The organism is Mucilaginibacter ginkgonis, from assembly GCF_009754905.2.
GTDB lineage: Bacteria > Bacteroidota > Bacteroidia > Sphingobacteriales > Sphingobacteriaceae > Mucilaginibacter > Mucilaginibacter ginkgonis.
In genome coordinates this window covers 713,295-732,444 of record NZ_CP066775.1, presented here as the reverse complement: position 1 = coordinate 732,444, position 19,150 = coordinate 713,295, and the positions used below count along the sequence as shown (strand labels likewise).

At 44.6% G+C, this 19,150-nt stretch carries 19 protein-coding genes and 1 other RNA gene; 10 read left to right on the top strand and 10 right to left on the bottom strand.

Translation table 11 applies throughout. From position 1 onward, the window contains the following. Positions 1-54: 54 nt before the first annotated feature. The 4 genes from GO620_RS03320 (at position 55) to GO620_RS03305 (ending at position 5,129) form a co-directional block, all read left to right on the top strand. On the top strand, positions 55-1,857 hold the full coding sequence (locus GO620_RS03320; RefSeq protein WP_244139456.1) for an alpha-amylase family glycosyl hydrolase: 1,803 nt from the start codon (positions 55-57) through the stop codon (positions 1,855-1,857). A 213-nt stretch (positions 1,858-2,070) separates the two neighbouring features. Continuing rightward, positions 2,071-3,177: a chorismate synthase gene (gene aroC / locus GO620_RS03315; RefSeq protein WP_157526320.1), complete on the top strand. Its 1,107-nt coding sequence runs from the start codon at positions 2,071-2,073 to the stop codon at positions 3,175-3,177. A gap of 90 nt (positions 3,178-3,267) precedes the next feature. Continuing rightward, entirely contained in the window at positions 3,268-4,491 is a 1,224-nt protein-coding gene (locus GO620_RS03310; RefSeq protein ID WP_157526319.1) for an MFS transporter, read from the top strand. Positions 4,492-4,493: 2 nt separating this feature from the next. Beyond that, positions 4,494-5,129, top strand: coding sequence for an HAD family hydrolase (locus GO620_RS03305; protein WP_157526318.1), 636 nt, complete (start codon positions 4,494-4,496; stop codon positions 5,127-5,129). Positions 5,130-5,140: 11 nt separating this feature from the next. Here GO620_RS03305 and GO620_RS03300 read toward each other — a convergent pair whose 3' ends face one another. Further along, the gene (locus GO620_RS03300; protein WP_198173599.1) at positions 5,141-6,256 is read right to left on the bottom strand and encodes an NTP transferase domain-containing protein; all 1,116 of its coding nucleotides are present in this window, start codon (positions 6,254-6,256) and stop codon (positions 5,141-5,143) included. Beyond that, positions 6,237-6,725: a cyclic pyranopterin monophosphate synthase MoaC gene (moaC, locus tag GO620_RS03295; protein ID WP_157526317.1), complete on the bottom strand. Its 489-nt coding sequence runs from the start codon at positions 6,723-6,725 to the stop codon at positions 6,237-6,239. Before moaC ends, GO620_RS03300 begins: the two co-directional genes overlap by 20 nt. A 128-nt stretch (positions 6,726-6,853) precedes the next feature. Between moaC and GO620_RS03290 the strand changes: the two genes are divergently transcribed. Continuing rightward, positions 6,854-7,435 (top strand): chemotaxis protein CheB, encoded by a 582-nt coding sequence (locus tag GO620_RS03290; protein ID WP_157526316.1) that lies wholly within the window; start codon positions 6,854-6,856, stop codon positions 7,433-7,435. Here GO620_RS03290 and GO620_RS03285 read toward each other — a convergent pair whose 3' ends face one another. Further along, positions 7,436-7,951, bottom strand: coding sequence for a DinB family protein (locus GO620_RS03285; protein WP_157526315.1), 516 nt, complete (start codon positions 7,949-7,951; stop codon positions 7,436-7,438). Positions 7,952-8,074: 123 nt separating this feature from the next. Here GO620_RS03285 and GO620_RS03280 point away from each other — a divergent pair, with 123 nt between their 5' ends. Then, the gene (locus tag GO620_RS03280; RefSeq protein ID WP_157526314.1) at positions 8,075-9,592 is read left to right on the top strand and encodes a L,D-transpeptidase family protein; all 1,518 of its coding nucleotides are present in this window, start codon (positions 8,075-8,077) and stop codon (positions 9,590-9,592) included. Between the two features lie 48 nt (positions 9,593-9,640). Here GO620_RS03280 and GO620_RS03275 read toward each other — a convergent pair whose 3' ends face one another. The 5 genes from GO620_RS03275 to GO620_RS03260 all read right to left on the bottom strand — a co-directional run bounded on the left by GO620_RS03275 (position 9,641) and on the right by GO620_RS03260 (position 14,174). Beyond that, entirely contained in the window at positions 9,641-10,462 is an 822-nt protein-coding gene (locus GO620_RS03275; protein WP_157526313.1) for a murein L,D-transpeptidase catalytic domain family protein, read from the bottom strand. 174 nt (positions 10,463-10,636) lie between these two features. Beyond that, positions 10,637-11,212: a nitroreductase family protein gene (locus GO620_RS03270; protein ID WP_157526312.1), complete on the bottom strand. Its 576-nt coding sequence runs from the start codon at positions 11,210-11,212 to the stop codon at positions 10,637-10,639. Between the two features lie 18 nt (positions 11,213-11,230). Next, the gene (locus GO620_RS17460; protein ID WP_198173598.1) at positions 11,231-11,521 is read right to left on the bottom strand and encodes a type II toxin-antitoxin system RelE/ParE family toxin; all 291 of its coding nucleotides are present in this window, start codon (positions 11,519-11,521) and stop codon (positions 11,231-11,233) included. Then, positions 11,518-11,724 carry a DUF2683 family protein gene (locus GO620_RS17455; RefSeq protein WP_394368544.1) on the bottom strand — a complete coding sequence of 69 codons (207 nt, stop codon included), beginning with the start codon at positions 11,722-11,724 and terminating at the stop codon, positions 11,518-11,520. Before GO620_RS17455 ends, GO620_RS17460 begins: the two co-directional genes overlap by 4 nt. Positions 11,725-11,741: 17 nt before the next feature. Further along, positions 11,742-14,174, bottom strand: coding sequence for an alpha-ketoacid dehydrogenase subunit alpha/beta (locus tag GO620_RS03260; RefSeq protein WP_157526310.1), 2,433 nt, complete (start codon positions 14,172-14,174; stop codon positions 11,742-11,744). Positions 14,175-14,465: 291 nt separating this feature from the next. Between GO620_RS03260 and GO620_RS03255 the strand changes: the two genes are divergently transcribed. The 3 genes from GO620_RS03255 (at position 14,466) to ssrA (ending at position 16,680) form a co-directional block, all read left to right on the top strand. After that, entirely contained in the window at positions 14,466-14,867 is a 402-nt protein-coding gene (locus GO620_RS03255) for a DUF1573 domain-containing protein (RefSeq protein ID WP_157526309.1), read from the top strand. A 111-nt stretch (positions 14,868-14,978) separates the two neighbouring features. After that, complete coding sequence (locus GO620_RS03250) at positions 14,979-16,178, top strand: pyridoxal phosphate-dependent aminotransferase (RefSeq protein ID WP_157526308.1); 1,200 nt, start codon at positions 14,979-14,981, stop codon at positions 16,176-16,178. Positions 16,179-16,310: 132 nt separating this feature from the next. Next, positions 16,311-16,680, top strand: a transfer-messenger RNA (tmRNA) gene (ssrA, locus tag GO620_RS03245). Between the two features lie 245 nt (positions 16,681-16,925). Here ssrA and GO620_RS03240 read toward each other — a convergent pair. Further along, a complete protein-coding gene (locus GO620_RS03240) occupies positions 16,926-17,174 on the bottom strand; it encodes a DUF3253 domain-containing protein (protein WP_157526307.1) in 249 nt (82 codons plus the stop codon). Positions 17,175-17,258: 84 nt separating this feature from the next. After that, positions 17,259-17,927 (bottom strand): response regulator, encoded by a 669-nt coding sequence (locus GO620_RS03235; protein ID WP_157526306.1) that lies wholly within the window; start codon positions 17,925-17,927, stop codon positions 17,259-17,261. A gap of 262 nt (positions 17,928-18,189) precedes the next feature. Here GO620_RS03235 and GO620_RS03230 point away from each other — a divergent pair, with 262 nt between their 5' ends. Beyond that, a complete protein-coding gene (locus tag GO620_RS03230; RefSeq protein WP_157526305.1) occupies positions 18,190-19,149 on the top strand; it encodes a glycosyltransferase family 4 protein in 960 nt (319 codons plus the stop codon). Position 19,150: the final 1 nt, after the last annotated feature.

The window sequence follows — 19,150 nt, the reverse complement described above, 5'->3', positions numbered from 1 at the left end:
CGTCATTGCGAGGAGTTTCGATGAATATCGCAATGATGTGTAGAAGAACTAAAAATGAAACGATTAACCTTTGCATTGGTGGTAATCGCGTTCGCTTTAACAGCAATGGCGCAGCCGCATGTAAAGCACCCGGATAAAAAGAAGAATATGTCATCAACACCAAACGATAAACTCACCATTTACCAGTTAATGCCGCGCCTGTTCGGCAATAAGAATACTACCAATAAATTTTACGGTTCTATAGAAGAGAACGGCTGCGGTAAGTTTAACGACATTAACGAAACAGCGCTTACCGAACTAAAGAAGCTGGGCATCACCCATGTATGGTACACCGGAGTGGTATCGCATGCTACCATGACAGATTATTCCGCGTATGGCATTCCTGTAGATGATCCGGATGTGGTTAAAGGCCGTGCCGGTTCGCCCTACGCGGTAAAGGATTATTACGATGTAGACCCTGATCTGGCTGTCGACGTTAAAAAGCGCATGGATGAATATCAGTCGTTGATCGAGCGCACGCATAAAACCGGTTTAAAAGTACTGATGGACTTCGTGCCGAACCACGTCGCCCGAACCTATCACTCTCCTGCTGCAGGTAAGCAAAGTTTTGGCGTCGCAGACGACAAAACCAAAGCCTTTGATCCTAAGAATGACTTCTACTACATTCCGGGTAAGCCTTTTGTAGCGCCTCAGGGATATAATTCCGGGGGCGCAAACTTTAATAGCCCGCTAAAAGATGGCAATTTTGACGAAAACCCGGCTAAAGCTACCGGGAATGATGTGTTCAGCGCGTCGCCATCGATTGACGATTGGTTTGAGACGATTAAGTTGAACTACGGCATAGATTATTCAACTCACAAAACTTTCTTCGATCCCATCCCGCCCGTGTGGCAAAAAATGTTTGATATCCTTAACTTCTGGAGTAAACAGGGTGTCGATGGTTTCCGCTGTGATATGGTGGAGAACGTACCGACGGAGTTTTGGGGTTGGGTTATCGGCAAACTGAAAGAAACACACCCCGACCTGATATTTATTGGCGAGGCTTATGACAAGAGCAAATACAACAACTACCTAACCAATGGTAAGTTCAATTACTTGTATGATAAGTCGGGTTTGTACGATTCTATCAAAAAGCTGACGCGTCATGAAGACAGCGGCACCATTTGGGACATCAACGGTGTATGGAACTACGACACCAAAGGCATAGGCAGCCATATGGTGCGTTTTATGGAAAACCATGATGAGCAGCGCGTTGCATCTCCGTTCTTTGCGGGTAACGTTTGGTATGCTATTCCGGGGATGATCATAACAGCGACATTATCTACCGGACCGGTGATGATTTACTTCGGTCAGGAAGTGGGCGAACCGGGCATGGGCACCGAAGGTTTCAGTGCCGAAGACGGCCGGACAAGTATATTCGACTATTGGGGGGTGCCGCAGCATCAAAAATGGGTAAACGGCGGCAAATATGACGGCGGTGCACTGTCCGACGAACAAAAGTCGCTGCGCAACTTTTATAGCAAGTTGCTAAATGCCGTTAAAGACAACGAAGCGCTAAGCAGGGGAGAATTTTATGAGTTGATGTTAGCAAATGGCAAGAGCCCGGGTGTCGACACGCATACTTACATTTACCTGCGTTACACGGCTAATAAACGTGTTTTGATTATCACCAATTTTAATCGCGAAGAGCGCAATATGAATGTACAATTAACACCCGACCTAATCAGGCTGTTGAAGTTAAATGGCGTGGTTAAATTTACTGATCTGCTTCATGGCGCGTCTTACAGCACTGCAGATATTACCAAAGGGCTGGATATTACGCTGCCCGCTACCAGTGGGGTAATGCTGGAGTTTTAAATCCATGTTTGTAATTCTGAACATAGTAAAGAATCTTATTTAGCAGTGCTTTAACGCATAGATCCTTTGTTTCACTCAGGGTGACAAGATTAAAAAATATGTCAGCCTGAGCCTGTCGAAGGCCTTTAACTAATGCTTCGACGAGCTCAGCATGACATTTGCGGGTTAATGTATCGGCTGTTTTTCCATCTATAATGTTAGATTTGCATCAGCATGGCAGGCAATACATTCGGGCAACTATTCAGGATAAGCACATTCGGCGAATCGCATGGCGAGGCGATAGGTGTCATCATTGATGGCTGCCCCGCCCAACTGGATATCGACCTCGAGTTCATCCAAACCGAGCTTGACCGCCGTAAACCCGGCCAGTCTAAAATTACTACGCAACGAAAGGAAAGCGATACAGTAAAGATTTTGTCCGGCGTATTTGAAGGTAAAACAACGGGGACACCTATTGCCATGCTGATCCCTAATGAAGACCAGCGTTCAAAAGATTACAGCCATAATACCGATGTGTTTCGCCCGTCACATGCAGATTACACTTATTATGCTAAATATGGTATTCGCGATCACCGCGGTGGCGGCCGCTCATCAGCCCGCGAGACTGCGGCGCGTGTAGCAGCAGGTGCTGTCGCTAAGTTGTTGCTAAAATCGCAGGGGATAGATGTGATATCTCATGTGAGCAGCGTTGGCAAGATCAACGCGCCCGCGCCTGATTTTTCTAATGCAGACCGTTTTATAGAAGAACGCGAGAAGAACATTGTGCGTTGTGTTAACCAGTACGTTGCAGAAGAAATGATCACGCGTATTGACGAGGTACGCAAGCAAGGCGATACCATTGGCGGCAAGGTTACGTGTTACATTAACAACTGTCCTGCAGGCTTGGGCGAACCGGTATTTGATAAACTACATGCTGATCTGGGCAAAGCCATGCTAAGCATAAACGCCGTGCACGGTTTTGAATACGGGTCTGGTTTCGCAGGCAGCGAAATGCTGGGCAGTGAACATAATGATAGCCCCATCCCCCACCCTTCCCCGGTTGGGAAGGGAGCACTAATTCAAACGCTTACGAACAACGCGGGCGGTATTTTAGGTGGGATTAGCAACGGCATGCCAATCGAGTTTACGGTTGCCTTTAAACCGGTAGCCACCATTATGCATAACCAGCAAACTATTAATGCAAAGGGCGAAGCTGCGGAAATAAGCGGCAAAGGCCGCCACGACCCATGCGTTGTTCCCCGCGCAGTACCGATCGTCGAAGCGATGGCCGCGCTGGTTATTGCCGACCATTTGTTAAGGCATAGGGCGTCAAAACTTTAAATATTTGCAAATGAGCAAATATGCATATGTGCAAATGTTAACGCCTAGGTGGCATATGCACATACGCACATCCTCGCATCTATAATCAAAATGCGCATCATCCAACTTTATAAAAAAGCATATAGCGGTTTATCCCTAAACAGCTGGTACTTGTCGCTGGTGATTTTGATCAATCGCGCGGGGACTATGGTGGTGCCTTTTATGACCATTTATTGCACACAGAAGCTGCATTTCAGTATCACACAGGCGGGTGTAATTATGGGATTATTTGGTGCAGGATCAATCACGGGCGCGTTCATTGGCGGCAAGGTAGTAGACAGGCGCGGTTTTTATGATGTGCAAGTAGGTTCGCTATTAAGCGCCGGCTTGCTATTTATTCTATTAGGCTATCAAACCGGTTTCGCCGCTATTTGCAGCTGCGTGTTCGTTTTAAGTTTATGTAATGACGCTTTCAGGCCGGCCAACTCAACCGCGGTGGCGCATTACAGCACTTCAGAAAATAAGACCCGCTCTTATTCGCTTAATCGCTTGGCCATAAATTTAGGTTGGTCTGTAGGCGGCGCGTTAGGCGGTTTCCTGGCTGCACACAATTACCAGCTGTTGTTTTGGGTTGATGGCGCAACCAATATTTTATCCGGATTATTATTGTTGAAGATCATTCCTCGGGCTAAAAGTTTCAAAGCGAAAGAAACTGTAGAAACATCAGAGATGGGGTCTTCACCCTACCGCGACGGCGTGTATCTGCTGTTTATATTATTGGTAGTACTATTTGCCTTCTGCTTTTTTCAGATGTTTACCATGCAGCCGGTATTTTATAAAACGCAGTGGCACTTCAGGGAGACCACCATTGGCTGGCTAATGGCTTTAAACGGATTGATGGTGGCATTTATCGAGATGATACTGGTGCACCACCTCGAAGGTAAAAGGCATCCGTTAAGATACATTTGTTTTGGTGTGTTGCTCACCAGCTTAAGCTTAACATTGGTAAACTGGCTTCCTTCAACGGTTGTGGTGGCTATAGTGGTGATGGTCGGCGCATCGTTCGGCGAAATGTTTGCCATGCCCTTTATGAATGCCTTTTGGGTAATTCGCACCAACAGCCACAACCGGGGGCAATATGCTGCACTTTATACTATGGCCTGGTCTACCGCACAGGTACTGGCGCCATTGGTTGCCAGCCAGATCATCATGTATGCAGGTTTCACCACACTGTGGTGGGTTTTAGGGGCAACATGCCTTACGGCCAGCGCAGGCTTTTATATATTATACAAAACCAGGTTTCAAAAACAACTGGTTACGGTAGCGGTTAAATAAGCATGATAAAGGCCCTGATATTAGATTTGGATAATACCATATTCCCTACTAAAACTATCTCTGATGAAGTATTTGCTAAGGTTGAAAAATTAATGGCTGCGCCGGGCAGCAACATGAGCAAGGAACAGCTGGAAGAAGCGCGTATGGAGTTAAGCCGCACACCGTTTCAAAAAGTAGCCGACCAGTTTGGCTTGAGCGAGGAATTGAAAACCAAGGCTACTGAAATACTTAACAATACTACCTACGACAAGCCTATAGCGCCATATAAGGATTATGAAATGGTACACACCATTCCGCTGCCGAAGTTCCTGGTTACATTTGGCTTTGTTAAATTACAGCAAAGCAAGATAGATTGCCTGGGCGTGCGCAGCCATTTTAAAGACGTGTTTGTGGTCGACCCGGAGCGAAGCAGCAAAACCAAAAGAGACATCTTTCTGGATATTATGGCTAAATACGGTTATGATAAAAAAGAACTCTTAGCTATTGGCGATGATCCCGAATCTGAAATTGCCGCGGCGATAGACTTAGGCATCCCCACCTATTTATACGATCCTGAAAGCCGCTTTAAAACGGGGAAGGTAACCTATCACGAGCAGAGCTACAAAAAGCTTGTTAAGCTGATAGATGAGCAGAAATAATACCTTCAGTATTATAAACTGCCGAAGAACCTAAGCGCTTCGTCACGTTCTGAGGGGTGGTTGATATTTCTGAACTCCGAAACATCGGGTGCTGCCAACAACTTTACATCGCTATTGATCAAAACCTTGCGCGGGCAAGAGTAACCCTGACTTAAAAACTGCAGCATCCGTGGATAGGCACGCGGTTCCCAAATGGTGATCAAAGGTTCGGGAAATTTACCCTCACTGTCCAAAAATGCAGTGGCCGTTTTTGATGGATCGCGATTCTGTGTAAGGTATCGTAAAGTGTCTTCCGTAAGGTATGGCAGATCGCAGGCAATGGTAAGCCAGGCTGCATCAGGGTTTTGTTGCATAGCAGACACAATGCCGCCCAGAGGCCCTAAACCTAAAAACGTATCTGCAATAATGGGGTAACCATCCTCGGCTGCGCCGGATATAAACACTTCGTCAACAATCTCTGACAGCAAATCATAAGAATGCGCGCGCTGGCTTTTGCCATGATAAGCAATTGCCCCCTTGTCGGTGTGCATACGTGTACTCTTTCCGCCCGCCAAAACCAATCCGTAAACCGGTGCAACATGTGCTTCTATGTACCGCACTAAAAATTCACCAATGCCGGCTTCATCATCCAGTGACAAAACGGGAACGTCTCTGCCATCCACCAATTTCGAAATAAAATCAGGTACAACTTGCCCGGGTGATAAAAGAATAAGTATAGCGTCTGTCAGCTTATCAGTTTTACCGTATAAACTTTTATCGGGATGGATAATAACCACCTGCTTTCGTGCATTAAAATGGTTGCCGTTTACAAGCACCAGGTCTGCATTATTAAACACTGCATGCCTGTCGAAACTATTAAACGGTTGCTGCTGGTTAAGATATTCGTTTTGGATACCTTTTGTGTAGCTTATACTAATTGAGGATACTTCCTCTCTCTTGTTATGACTTTCATCTGCAAAAGCCAATTTAAATTTCTCGCTTAAAATATCTGCCCATGCCTCAACAGATTGCCTGATGACGTAACATGGTGCGCCATATATGGCCAGTTCCAGTCGGCCAAACTCACCTAAATCTGCTCGCGCTATCTCTTCATGCTTGCGATGTTGCTCAGCGGGCCTGGTAGTCACTCTTCCCTCCTGTTTTCCTTAATAATCTGGTTTCCTTTATCACCATATCATGCGAAACTGCTTTGCACATATCATACACAGTAAGTGCAGCTACACACGCCCCGGTTAATGCCTCCATCTCTACGCCTGTTTTCGCAAGCACACTTACAGTACATGTTATGATCACATCTTCATCATTGGTGGTTATATCAAACTTTATCGCGTCAACAGGTAACGGATGACACAAAGGAATAAGGTCGCTTGTTTTCTTGACTGCCATGGTACCGGCAATAATAGCGGTTTGAAAAACGGGGCCTTTTTTTGTGAAGATTTCGTCGTCTAAAAGCAAGGCCATTACCGCGGTACCGATCCATATTGTACTTTGAGCAATAGCTATTCTTTTAGTGGTTTGCTTGTCGCCAACATCAACCATTCCGGGCTGATTAGTGCGTTCATCTATATGCGAAAATTGCGAAATGCTTGTACTCATGGCTGTTAACAAAGCTAACCATTAGTTAACTCTTTTAAATATTTTTTGGCTTTACAGCGCAATTTGATTTGTGAGACACAGTTTCGGGCATTCAAATTGTAGTTTTAAATTTTTAAGGATGCGTAAAAATGATAACCGCTAACAGTGTAACTACTCTAGATCAGATCGTTTTGATCGGTGGCTCTGCAGGCAGCCTGCATGTGGTGATCAGCATCCTTTCCGGCCTAAAGCGCGATCTGCAAATACCCATCGTTATTGTTATCCACAGAAAAAACGATGCTGCATCAAATTTAGGGCACTTGTTGGATATCCGCTCGCATCTTAGGGTTAAAGAAGCAGACGATAAAGAAATAATTCAGTCCGGAATAGTTTACCTTGCGGCAGCGGATTATCACCTATTAGTTGAGCAAAACAAGCACTTCGCTTTGGACGATTCAGAAAAAATAAACTTTTCCCGTCCGAGTATCGATGTTACTTTTCAATCCATTGCAGAGGTTTTTGGCGCAGGTGTCACTGCCATACTCCTCTCGGGCGCTAATGCCGATGGAGTTGAGGGCATGCGATTTATTCAGCAGGCGGGTGGTAAAATATTGGTACAGGACCCCGACAGTGCACAGGTTGCTTTTATGCCGCAATCTGCTGTAGACGAACTGAAGTTGGACAAGGTGCTCGCCATAGACGACATTGCTCCTTATATAAACGCCCTGTAATCAGACCCAATTTTTAAGGACATTTACTGTAACCAATAACTGGCCGGTGTGCCGCATGGTATGCTCGGCCATGTGAAACAACAAACCGCCAACGGTTGATGGTAAATTCTTTCGGCCAACACCGCGGAAATCTGTGAGTGTGGTAACATCGGTAGCTTTAAGTTCTGCGATCGCTTTCTCAATTTGATGATTAAGTATCACGAGTAACTTGTCGACTGTTACATCATCGGTTAGATGACCCTCCTTGTTAAGATAATCGAACTGCTGTTCGGATAATGGCAGGTTATGTTTGTAAGTGATCATGCGGTCTATTACCCCCGCAATATGCTGTAAATGAAAAGCAGGTGACGCTAAACCTGCCGGCTTGGTCCATAACAGGTCCTGCGGAAATTCCTTTATCAACTCATTTATTTCCAACTGCGCCTGGACTAACGCATGCGCTATAGGTTGTAACAGACCTGGCACTCCTTCTACCGGTCCTCGCAGCCAAAATTCAGGAAGTTTTACATTGTCCATTCGCTAATACTAACTGCACTAAACGGGATATGTTTATTCACATCAAAGCTCTTAAAAAGTTTATGGTATAGCAATTGCTATGTATGCGGCATATCACAAATATCATTGTAAAACTATATTCTGATGCGTAAACAATATACTTTAACTCTTTTAGCAATAACCTGCGCTTTCCTGTTTACTCTACAAAGTTGTAAAAAAAGCCGCTCTGAAATGGGCAAAGAGCTTTACCAAAAAACTAAAAATAAGGTTTTTAAAAACGTTACTCCCGAAGGCTTTTTACCCGTGTTTCAACAGGAACTGGAAGCCGAAAAATCTACGCTAAGCAACCCGAAACTCATTGCCGCGTTTTATGAACAGCATGATTATGATCCCATTTTTGTGATGGACCATCTCAAAACCGATGACCTGAAATTATTTGCGGGTTATCTGGAACATGCGAACAGCCATGGCATCAACCCCGAATATTTTAACGCGCAAGAGTATTCTTCTTTGCTAAATAAATTTTACGATAAAAAAGGTATCAAAACAACAGATGAGGCATACCATGATATGGCCAAGCTAGAGGTGATGACAGCCAATCTGTTGATCGCTTATTCTGATGCCTTGCAATACGGATTGGTTAATCCCAAGCAGCTTTTCCAGCGTTATTACATTGCCACGGCCCGTCCTGACAGTGCTTTTCATAACCGTGTGCTGGCGGTAAGCAACTTTAAAACTTACTTGGATAGCATCCAGCCCAAAAACCCGCAATACCTTGCGCTTCAAAAAGCATTGGCAGATAGCTCTACCGGCGCGGGAACGTTAGAACAAACTAAACGCGTTATCGCAGTGAATATGGAACGGTTACGCTGGAAGAATAAGCCCAATGCAGATAAATATGTATTCGTAAACGTACCAGACTTTAGGCTCGATGTTATTGAAAATGGCAAGTCGACTTTGAATATGAAAGTTTGCGTTGGCCAGGGCCGTAACAAAGACTATACGAAATCTTTAATTAGTTATCAGGATACAGATAAAAGTGACAGGCCATTTTCGCGCGAGACCCCGTTGCTAAACAGTATGATATACGAAGCGCAGGTAAACCCGATATGGAACATCCCGCAAAGCATTGTAAGCAAAGAGATTGTAAAGCATGCCCAGGATGACCCTAACTATTTAGATAACTCACATATCGACGTTTATCATCATGGAAAGAAATTGGATGACACAGAAGATATAAATTGGGGTAGCGCAGATCTGTCTGACTATGAATTTAAACAGCAGCCCGGCGAGGACAATTCATTAGGTAAAGTGAAATTTTTATTTCCTAATAAAAGCAGTGTTTATCTTCACGATACCCCTGCGCAAAAACCATTTGGATATGATATGCGCGCGGTGAGCCACGGTTGTGTAAGACTGGAAAAACCACTTGATTTTGCGCATGCCATTTTTGGCGATGGCAGCAAATATAATTTGATAGCCAAGTACATGGGTGAAGATAAACCCGAGCCAACCGATATTAGCTTGCCTAAAAAAGTGCCCGTGTATATAAATTATATCACCTGTTGGTCTGATGAAAGCGGAACCATACAATACCGTAAAGACGTTTACGGTTTAGACATAGTGCTTTACTCGCACCTTAAGAAATATTTAACGGCATAAAAAAAGCTCCCCGATTTCGGGGAGCTTTGAATTTTATCATTATCAGAATTACAATGCTGCACGCAATGTAATTGGATGTGCGCTGGTATCTGTAACAGTTGGCAATGCATAGTTGGCAGCCATAGTCATATCCAGATACTTTGAAGAGTATCTGCTATCAGGTCCGTTAACAAAGATAGCTGTCTTTCCCTTTAAAGTGCCGATAACCTGATCAACCACTTCGGGCGATACCGCAGGGCAACCAAAACTACGGCCTAAGCGGCCTAACTGGTTAATAGTATTCTGGCAAACATAATCTGCCGCGTGTAATACAATAGCGCGGTTACGAGCATGGTCATTAAAGCCCTGGTCCATACCGTCTAATCTTAACGAGCGACCATGTTTGCCCATGTAGATATCGTCTGTTACATAGAATCCTAAGCTGCTTTGATGCGACTCGTCATTATTAGAAAAATGGCTTGCCATGTCATCACCACTACCCTGGCCATGCGCCACCCAAGTATTCAACAGCAACGATTTAGAAAACAGATCTACGATCCACAGGCGTTTCTCTCGACTTGGTTTAGAGAAATCAACAACCGTCAAAATATTGCTGTTTTGCGGCAGTTTATGAGCTGATTTAAGATTGTAAAAACCTGTCAAAGCCTTTTGGAAGACACCCATATCCAAACCGGAAGCTTGCAAGCCTGCAGCCTGATAAATATCTGATACCATGGCGCCAAAGCGCATCTCGGTAGTTAAAACTTTAGGATTTGTTACACCGTTGGCAGCGCCTTCGGCATGTTTATCAGCTACAGCACTTTTAAAGCTGACAGCGATAACAGAAAAGATCAATAAAATGCTTGTTACCCACCAGAATGTTTTCTTCATTACTTTCTTTTTAAGTTTAATCAACAGTTAAAAGCAAAGCGATCAATTAGGTTGTAGTCTCGCAATTGGTACATCAAAGATAAGAAGCGTGACCGAAATTCCGGTCATGCGAGTATCACGAATATTTAAAGTTAAATAATTATTCTTAAAAGAGAAGAAGGAAGAAGAAATAAATTATTTCCAGGATATCTTTTCATCAAGAGGGACCTTGCGGCGGCCTTCGGGCTGTACATCTGTGTATCCTAAATACAGCACGCCCATCACCTGGTCAAGATCGCCTAACTGAAGATATTCTTTCATGGCGGGTTTAAGCGTCATGCCGCCTGTGCTCCAAAAAGTGCCGATGTTTAGCGCGGCAGCGCCAAGCATGATATTCTGAATAGCGCACGCGGTAGCTGCTATCTCTTCAAACACAGGGATCTTAGTGGTTTCTTCGCGGTGCATATACACGATTATCGCATGCGATGCTTTGGCACCTGTTTGGCTTAAACCGCTGTATTGCGCCTCATTGAAATTTTCTTCAGCGGTATTTTGTTTATAGAGTTGAGCGTGAACGGCATTAAATTCGAGCGGGCGTTCATAAACAACAAAGCGCCATGGTTCTGTCAAGGCATGTGTAGGTGCCCAGTTTGCCAATTCCAGCAGAGCAGCTATTTCACCATTAGGCACCTTATTACCATTCATGGTGCCCGGTTTAACTGTCCTGCGGTTTTTTATGTTTTCGGCAACTGCCGTAAAAGTGGTGTTCATCTTGGTGTTATTTGTAGATTATAAAAATTGTGGTTCTTGCCGGTTTTCCCAGAAATACATGAGAAGTATTTCTGTTTCTGATATTTTGTAGAAAACAGAGGTTTGTTCTGTAATAAATCCTTTCCTGATCTCATTTCCTAAATGAATGCTCTTAAACATCATAGGATTTTCAGATATCAGTGTAACAACTTTTTCTGCTTTGTCAATAAATTTATCAGCTACGCGAGTTCCGAATCGAAGGATTATAAAATCATGTATAGCGTTAAGTGTGCTAATAGCATCGTCCGAATAAATAATTTTCAAACTCACTTTGGTCTTATCATATCTCTGATACTCGTGAACGGATACACTTTCCCTTCTTCTGCATCTCTCAAAGATCTCTTTATTCCTTCAATTACATGAGCAGGATATTCTTCAGATTTCTGCTCAAAAGCGATCTTCATTGAGTTGATCACAGACTTCAATGCGGACAGTTGCTCTTCGTTCTCAGGATAAACAATTAATGAGTCCATATACAAAGATAATCCTTTTAATATATCGCCGGGAATTTAGCGGGGTTAGATTCGCTCATCATCTGGTAAACTGCTTCGATGATATCATCATGCGACGGCTTGCTAAAGTAATCACCATCAGAACCATAAGGCGGGCGGTGTTCTTTAGCGGAAAGTGTGCGTGGCTGCGAATCCAATTGGTAATAACCCGCCTGGGCTTCCAATACTTTCTGTAAAATATAGGCCGAGCCCCCGCCCGGCAAATCTTCATCTACAATGAGCAGCTTGCTGGTTTTGGCCAGCGATTGCGCGCATATGTTGTCTGTGTCGAACGGAAACAAGGTTTGCGGGTCTATAACCTCGATGTTGATGCCCATATCCGTTAATTCTTCTGCGGCTTCCATTACAATTCGCAAGGTTGACCCGTAAGATATTACGGTAACATCAGTTCCTTCTTTTATCACTTCTGCCTTACCCAGCGGAACTGTAAACTCGCCAACATTTTCAGGTAGCTTTTCCTTTAAACGATAGCCGTTAAGATTTTCTATTACCAAAGCCGGCTCATCTCCGCGTAACAGGGTGTTGTACATACCGGCTGCCTGTGTCATATCGCGCGGAACGCAGATGTGCAGTCCACGCATAGCGTTTAATATAATTCCAAGCGGAGAGCCCGAGTGCCATATACCTTCTAACCGGTGCCCGCGTGTGCGTACAATAAGCGGGGCCTTTTGGCCGCCACGGGTGCGGTAGCTCAAGGTTGCAAGGTCGTCGCTTAAAACTGTAATCGCGTACAATAAATAATCGAGGTATTGTATTTCAGCAATAGGTCGCAGGCCACGCATAGCTAAACCCATGCCCTGCCCTATAATGGTAGCCTCACGGATACCGGTATCTGTGATCCGCAGATCGCCGTATTTGGCTTGTAAACCTGCAAAGCCCTGGTTAACATCGCCGATATTCCCTACATCTTCGCCGAAGGCAACAATGGTTTTATCGCGCTCAAAGTTTGCGTCAAAGCAAGCGTTAAGCACTTCGCGGCCATCCAGGGTACGGGCATCATAACCATATTGGGCGGAGATCACAGGCACATTTAATGGCGAGTGTATGGTATTGGTAAAAAGTTTACTGTTGAACCGTTCATTGTCATCTGCCGACTGCTTTGCAAACCATTGCAGCAGCTGCTGCTTAGCGTTATTGCTTTCGCCCGCGGTTAAACGTAACGTTTTGCGCACCGCGTTGGCCACATCCTTACGCCCCGGATCCATACATGTACGCAGTGTTGTAGCTACGCTTTCAATTTCTGTATTTAGAGATGATTGCCGCGCAACGTCATCTATTAATAACGCAGCCTGATCCAGTTCCGACTTAATTTCGGACTCTAACTCATTCCAGGCAGCCTTTTGGCATTCGCGTACATAAGCTTTTGCTGCCGTCTCTATTTTATCCAGTTCATCCTCGGTTGAAATGGCAGACGACACGATCCATTTGCGCATTTGCACCAAACAGTCGTGCTCGTTTTCCCAAACCAAGCGGTCTTTAGATTTATAACGCTCATGCGACCCGGAAGTGGAGTGCCCTTGTGGCTGGGTCATTTCCGTAACATGGATCAGTACCGGTACCTGTTCGGTACGGCAAACCTCTATCGCACGTGCATAAGTTTCGCAAAGGCCAACATAATCCCATCCGCGTACTTTAAATATTTCGTAGCCGTTAGAGCCGTCTTCGCGCTGGAATCCTTTTAGTATTTCAGAAATGTCTTCTTTAGTTGTTTGCAACCTGGCAGGGACAGAAATGGCGTAGGCATCGTCCCAAACAGAGATGGCCATTGGCACACCTAGGACCCCCGCAGCATTAAAGCTTTCCCAAAACAAACCTTCAGAAGTCGAGCCATTGCCGATGGTACCAAAAGCAACCTCATTTCCGCTTTTTGAAAATTGCGTTTGCTTTGTCAGTTCAGGGTTTTCGCGATAAAGTTTAGATGCGTAAGCCAAACCCAATAAGCGCGGCATATGACCGCCTGTAGTTGATATGTCTGACGAGCAATTCATCGTCTCGGATTGGTTTAGCCAGTTACCATCAGCATCAACAAAACGCGTAGCATAATGGCAATTCATTTGCCTGCCTGCAGATGCGGGATCTTTCTCGATATCAGGGTTGGCATAAAGCTGGGCAAAGAACTCTTTTATATTGCTCATGCCGGTAGCGAACATAAAGGTCTGATCGCGGTAATAACCCGCGCGCCAGTCGCCGGCCTTAAAAGCCTTGGCCATAGCTAATTGAGCCACTTCCTTACCATCACCAAAAATGCCAAACTTTGCTTTTCCTGTAAGTACCTCACGGCGGCCTATAAGCGCGGCCTGCCTGCTCTCAAATCCGATACGATAATCAGTGATGACTATTTTTTTAAAGTCTTCAAAGTTTAGTTCAGAAGTGTCAAACCTGTTGGTAGTGTTAAGATCGGTCTGAGGCATATATAATTTTGGTTAGCCTGTAAAGTTATAAAATTGAATTCTGTTATTTACGTATTCTACAAGGCAATTGTTTCTCCGTTACAAATAATGGCAACCGACGTTTTATAACGTCCGTTGGACCATTTATGCAAGGATATGAAAAAATCAGTTATTTTAATCTTTGCCCTTCATTTGTTGACGCCCGACAGAGAATCCACTACCGTCGGCAAATGGTAAATTTAATTTGTGCAGGTCAACACAAATTTTTGATTAATCCATTTTATTCTATATTTGTCTTAACAACAAAAAGATATGAAAAAGTTAATGATCTTATGCGCTGTGTTAGTAGGTTTTGCCTTCAAAGCGTCTGCACAAACCGATAGCAAACCGGCATTCAAATTTAACGAAGAAAAGCACGACTTTGGCAAAGTGCCTCAGGGCAAACCCGTTACAACTGTTTTTACTTACACAAACGTTGGTGAAGAGCCATTGATCCTGACAGAGGTTAAACCAACTTGCGGTTGCACCATTGCTGATTACACCAAAACTCCGGTTAAAAAAGGTGGCGAAGGTAAAATTACGATCACTTACAACGCTGCTGTAGTAGCTCCGTTCAACAAAACGATCATTGTAACCTCAAACGCGGCTACGCCTCAAAAATATCTTAACATTGTTGGCGAAGTTGTTGCTGCGCCGGCTACCAGTTCAAGATAGGCCTCATCCTAACCTTCTCCAAAGGAGAAGGAGCTATCATATTATTGAAAGGCGCACATGTTGCGCCTTTCTTGTTTTTAGCCCGTTCTCAATTTTTCCTACCTTTGGCCCATGCCAAAAATTTCGCACAAAGGCGAGCATATGCCAGCCTCGCCCATACGTAAACTCACCCCATTTGCAGACGCCGCCAAGAAACAAGGGAAGAGGGTCTACCACTTAAACATTGGTCAGCCTGATATCGAAACGCCGCAAGGTATGCTGGATGCTATTCATAACAGCACATTTAAAGTTTGGGCTTACACAGCATCTGAGGGCACATTAAGTTATCGCGAAAAACTGACAGGTTATTATAACAAGTTACGCTACGGCATTACTCCGCAAGATATTATTGTAACTACAGGCGGATCTGAAGCCATCACCATAGCAATGATGACCTGCCTTAATCCCGGTGATGAAGTAATAATTCCGGAACCATTTTATGCTAACTATAACGGTTTTGCCTGCCAGAGCGACATAGTGGTAAAACCTATACTATCATATATTGACAATGGTTTTGCGTTGCCACCTATAAGCGAATTTGAAAAACTGATCACCGAGAAAACCAAGGCGATCATTATTTGCAACCCGAATAATCCTACAGGATATTTATATTCAAGAGAAGAACTGGAAGCTTTAAAAGAGTTGGTGATAAAGCACGACCTCTATCTTTTCTCTGACGAAGCTTACCGCGAGTTTTGCTACGACGGGCGTGAGTTTATCTCACCTATGCATTTAAGCGGAATTGATAACAACGTTATTGTGATGGACACGGTAAGTAAGCGGTATAGTGCCTGCGGTGCAAGGCTTGGCTGTCTCATTACCAAAAACAAAGAAGTTTTAAAAACAGCTTTAAAATTCGCACAGGCCAGGTTAAGTCCGGGTATGCTTGAGCAAATTGCAGGCGAAGCAGCGGTGGATACGCCCGACAGTTACTTTGAAGCCGTGAACAAAGAATACACACAACGCCGCGATATACTGGTAAACTCGCTTAACGCAATGGACGGCGTGTTTTGCCCAAACCCGGGTGGAGCATTCTATGTGGTAGCTCAATTACCGATAGACAATGCCGACAAGTTTTGCCAGTGGATGCTGGAGGAGTTTAGTCACGATAATCGAACCGTGATGATGGCGCCTGCAACAGGTTTCTACAGTACGGCAGGCAGCGGCAGTAACGAAGTGAGAATGGCATACGTTTTGAATACTACCGACCTGCAAGCCGCGATGGTTTGCCTTGAAGAAGCCCTTAAGGTTTACCCGGGACGAGTTAACTAGTTATAGGTTGTCGGTCTTCTGTTGTGAGCATGTGACAATAATAATTAATGACCATAGTTTAGCTGATTACTTTTCGTAATTTTGATGACTCATCTGATAACTGAAAACTTACAACAGACAACTTATAAGAAGGGGGCCGACCGGAATTGACAGGATGGAGATAAGTAGGTAAGCATGCAGCGCGTTGGGCGAATTAGCGCTATAATCTGAACGCTCAAAACAACAAATGGCGAAAATACTTACGCCTTAGCTGCCTAATTTAGAATTAGCATAGCTTTTGTCCCGCCGGTTTTCCGTTCTACCGGACCGGCATATGGGGCATCGAACAGATAGAACTGGCCTGCTTAATGGTGTGCAAAGCGGGCGAGATAAAGCACCTAAGGCAGACGGTATAGGCGAGCAACTGGCCTTCCCCTACCCTACAACTAAACAGCGCTAAGCATGTAGAAAGCTTACCTTATACCATGTTTGGACGAGGGTTCGAATCCCTCCGGCTCCACTTTAAACAAATTAAGCTGCTCGTAAGAGTGGCTTATTTTGTTTAACAATAGTTTGCGATTTGAACCCGGTAAGAGGGTTCGGACTATTCTCCCCGAGCGAAGCGAGGAACATTCCTCCGGCTCCACTAAATGTAAAAAGACCGGCCTGCAAGGGTTGGTCTTTTTACATTCACTGAACTTAAGATTTGAACCCGGCATGAGAGGGTTCAAACTATTCTCTCTGAAACGCAGCGAATAAAAGCATTGACTACTTTACAATTCTGATCCGTATCGGCCCTTTGATATGGTCTGTATCGATCATCTCGCCTTTCTGGGTAATTACAACTTTTCCGGCATGCTGTAGCTCAATTGCAGCGGCCCGCACTTCCGGCATATACCTTCGCCAATCTTTATAGAACAACGCTCGGACTACATCACTGGGGCATATCGTCTTGTCAACGCCGCGCTCGGTAGCCATGCTCACTATTGTGTTGCTAATTTGATCCTGATTACGCATGCCCTAATATGGGTATTAAAATCTGTAGTGAAAGATCTTAAGCAGATCGCTTTACAATGGTAATAATGCAGATTAACGGTGTAATTAATTGCCAGACACCATTGCTCTCAGCAATTGGTATCGCATTGCGTATTTGATTAGTTCGGGCGTGTTTTTCACGCCTGTTTTATTGATCATTGCCTGCCTGTGCCCTTCGACTGTCCGGCGGCTGATAAATAGCTTCTCTCCTATTTTATTGTTTGTCGCGCCATCAGCAATTAGCTGCAGCACCTCCAATTCCCTCGGCGAAAAGTCTATCATGTTAGAGGTATTGGCTTCATCTGTAGGTGTACCTCTTAAAAATAATTCGGTGAGCTTTGATGCCAGGCGTGTGCAGATATAATTTTGACCATTGTGGACCTGCCTTATGGCGAACAGTAGTTCCTCGCGCGATACATTTTTGCTGATGTAACTTTTAACGCCAGACCTGAACGCATCGGCCATATAATGCTCTTGTTCTTCCTGAGTAAATACCATGGTCTTAATAAAAGGGAAATCTTGATGGAGTCGTTTAGCTAGAGCCAAGCCGTTCATACCGGCTAAATGCACATCTGTAAGTAAAATGTCGGGGGTTAAACCGTTACTGATCAGGTCCAGTGCTTTGGCGCCGTCGTTCGCGGTACCCAAAATCTCCACTTCCCGCGAGTAACCCAGCATCCCGCTTATGGCATTTACGGTAGCTTCGTTACCGTCTGCAATCATCACCGTGATCATAAATATCAGATTATCTGTATTAGTTGCAATACCGCATTCGTGGCGACGGAACTGGTCGGAACTTACGTTCTAATTAATAAAATTTCTTTCTTAATGTTTTAAAAATGGTGTAATAACTACACCTGTTAGAGGTAACAATCTCATTGCAATAACACATCGCGTAATTTACACTACTCCATTACGTAGTCTCCAGGCAAACCGCATTCGCTTCTGTCACGTTGTCATTTCACCGTTTCTAATGTCAGAAGCGCTTACAGTACCAATGAGAATATTCACCTGGCACATCCACGGCAGTTACCTGTTTTATCTTTCGCAAGGCAACTATGAAATTTATATCCCAACGCGTTCTCAAAATGACGAAGGGTACTACGGCCGCGGCGAGACATTTCCTTTCGGCGACAACGTTATCGAGATAGATGCCGAAAATGTAAAAGATCAAGAGTTTGATTGCATCCTGTTCCAAACTAATCAGAACTATCTGGCAGACCAGTATGAGATATTGTCTGCACAACAACGCCAATTGCCAAAGATCTACCTGGAACACGATCCGCCAAGACAACACCCTACTGATACCCGACATGTTGTAAATGACCCGGATGTTACCCTTGTCCATGTAACACATTTCAACAATTTGATGTGGGATTGCGGCGAAACACCTACTACCGTCATAGAACACGGCGTTACAGACCCGGGGTCGCTTTATAGGGGCGATACAGAAAGGGGCATTGTGGTGATCAATAATCTCCCGAGCCGTGGCAGGTTATTAGGCTTCGATATTTTTAAAACCGTTGCTAAGCAAGTACCGCTAGACCTGGTAGGCATGGGAACCGGAGAATGGGGACTTGGCGAAGTACTGCACCCGCAACTGCCCGAGTTTAGGGCTGCATACCGTTTCTTTTTCAACCCAATAAGATATACCAGTCTTGGGCTGGCCATTTGTGAAGCGATGATGGCCGGTATCCCTGTTGTAGGGCTGGCCACGACAGAGCTCTCCGCAGTGATCACTAACGAGAACAACGGGTTTATTCATACCAACGTGGATTACCTGATTGGAAAAATGCAGGAATTAATTGCCGACCCGGAACTGGCAAGGACCATTGGTGAGCGCGGGCGACAGACTGCCTTAGAAAGGTTTAATATACAGCGATTTACAAAAGACTGGGAACATCTGTTCGAAAAAGTGACCAGGACAGTTAACAACGGTGCAATCGCTTTAGCATAGA

Coding starts and splice junctions, on each gene's coding strand:
- GO620_RS03230 (WP_157526305.1), top strand. CDS start 18,190: ATGAGAATATTCACCTGGCACATCCACGGCAGTTACCTGTTTTATCTT.
- GO620_RS03270 (WP_157526312.1), bottom strand. CDS start 11,212: ATGAACACCACTTTTACGGCAGTTGCCGAAAACATAAAAAACCGCAGG.
- aroC (WP_157526320.1), top strand. CDS start 2,071: ATGGCAGGCAATACATTCGGGCAACTATTCAGGATAAGCACATTCGGC.
- GO620_RS03285 (WP_157526315.1), bottom strand. CDS start 7,951: ATGGACAATGTAAAACTTCCTGAATTTTGGCTGCGAGGACCGGTAGAA.
- GO620_RS03250 (WP_157526308.1), top strand. CDS start 14,979: ATGCCAAAAATTTCGCACAAAGGCGAGCATATGCCAGCCTCGCCCATA.
- GO620_RS03320 (WP_244139456.1), top strand. CDS start 55: ATGAAACGATTAACCTTTGCATTGGTGGTAATCGCGTTCGCTTTAACA.
- GO620_RS03290 (WP_157526316.1), top strand. CDS start 6,854: ATGATAACCGCTAACAGTGTAACTACTCTAGATCAGATCGTTTTGATC.
- GO620_RS03305 (WP_157526318.1), top strand. CDS start 4,494: ATGATAAAGGCCCTGATATTAGATTTGGATAATACCATATTCCCTACT.
- GO620_RS03235 (WP_157526306.1), bottom strand. CDS start 17,927: ATGATCACGGTGATGATTGCAGACGGTAACGAAGCTACCGTAAATGCC.
- GO620_RS03260 (WP_157526310.1), bottom strand. CDS start 14,174: ATGCCTCAGACCGATCTTAACACTACCAACAGGTTTGACACTTCTGAA.
- GO620_RS03310 (WP_157526319.1), top strand. CDS start 3,268: ATGCGCATCATCCAACTTTATAAAAAAGCATATAGCGGTTTATCCCTA.
- GO620_RS03255 (WP_157526309.1), top strand. CDS start 14,466: ATGAAAAAGTTAATGATCTTATGCGCTGTGTTAGTAGGTTTTGCCTTC.
- GO620_RS03240 (WP_157526307.1), bottom strand. CDS start 17,174: ATGCGTAATCAGGATCAAATTAGCAACACAATAGTGAGCATGGCTACC.
- GO620_RS17455 (WP_394368544.1), bottom strand. CDS start 11,724: ATGGACTCATTAATTGTTTATCCTGAGAACGAAGAGCAACTGTCCGCA.
- GO620_RS03275 (WP_157526313.1), bottom strand. CDS start 10,462: ATGAAGAAAACATTCTGGTGGGTAACAAGCATTTTATTGATCTTTTCT.
- GO620_RS03280 (WP_157526314.1), top strand. CDS start 8,075: ATGCGTAAACAATATACTTTAACTCTTTTAGCAATAACCTGCGCTTTC.
- moaC (WP_157526317.1), bottom strand. CDS start 6,725: ATGAGTACAAGCATTTCGCAATTTTCGCATATAGATGAACGCACTAAT.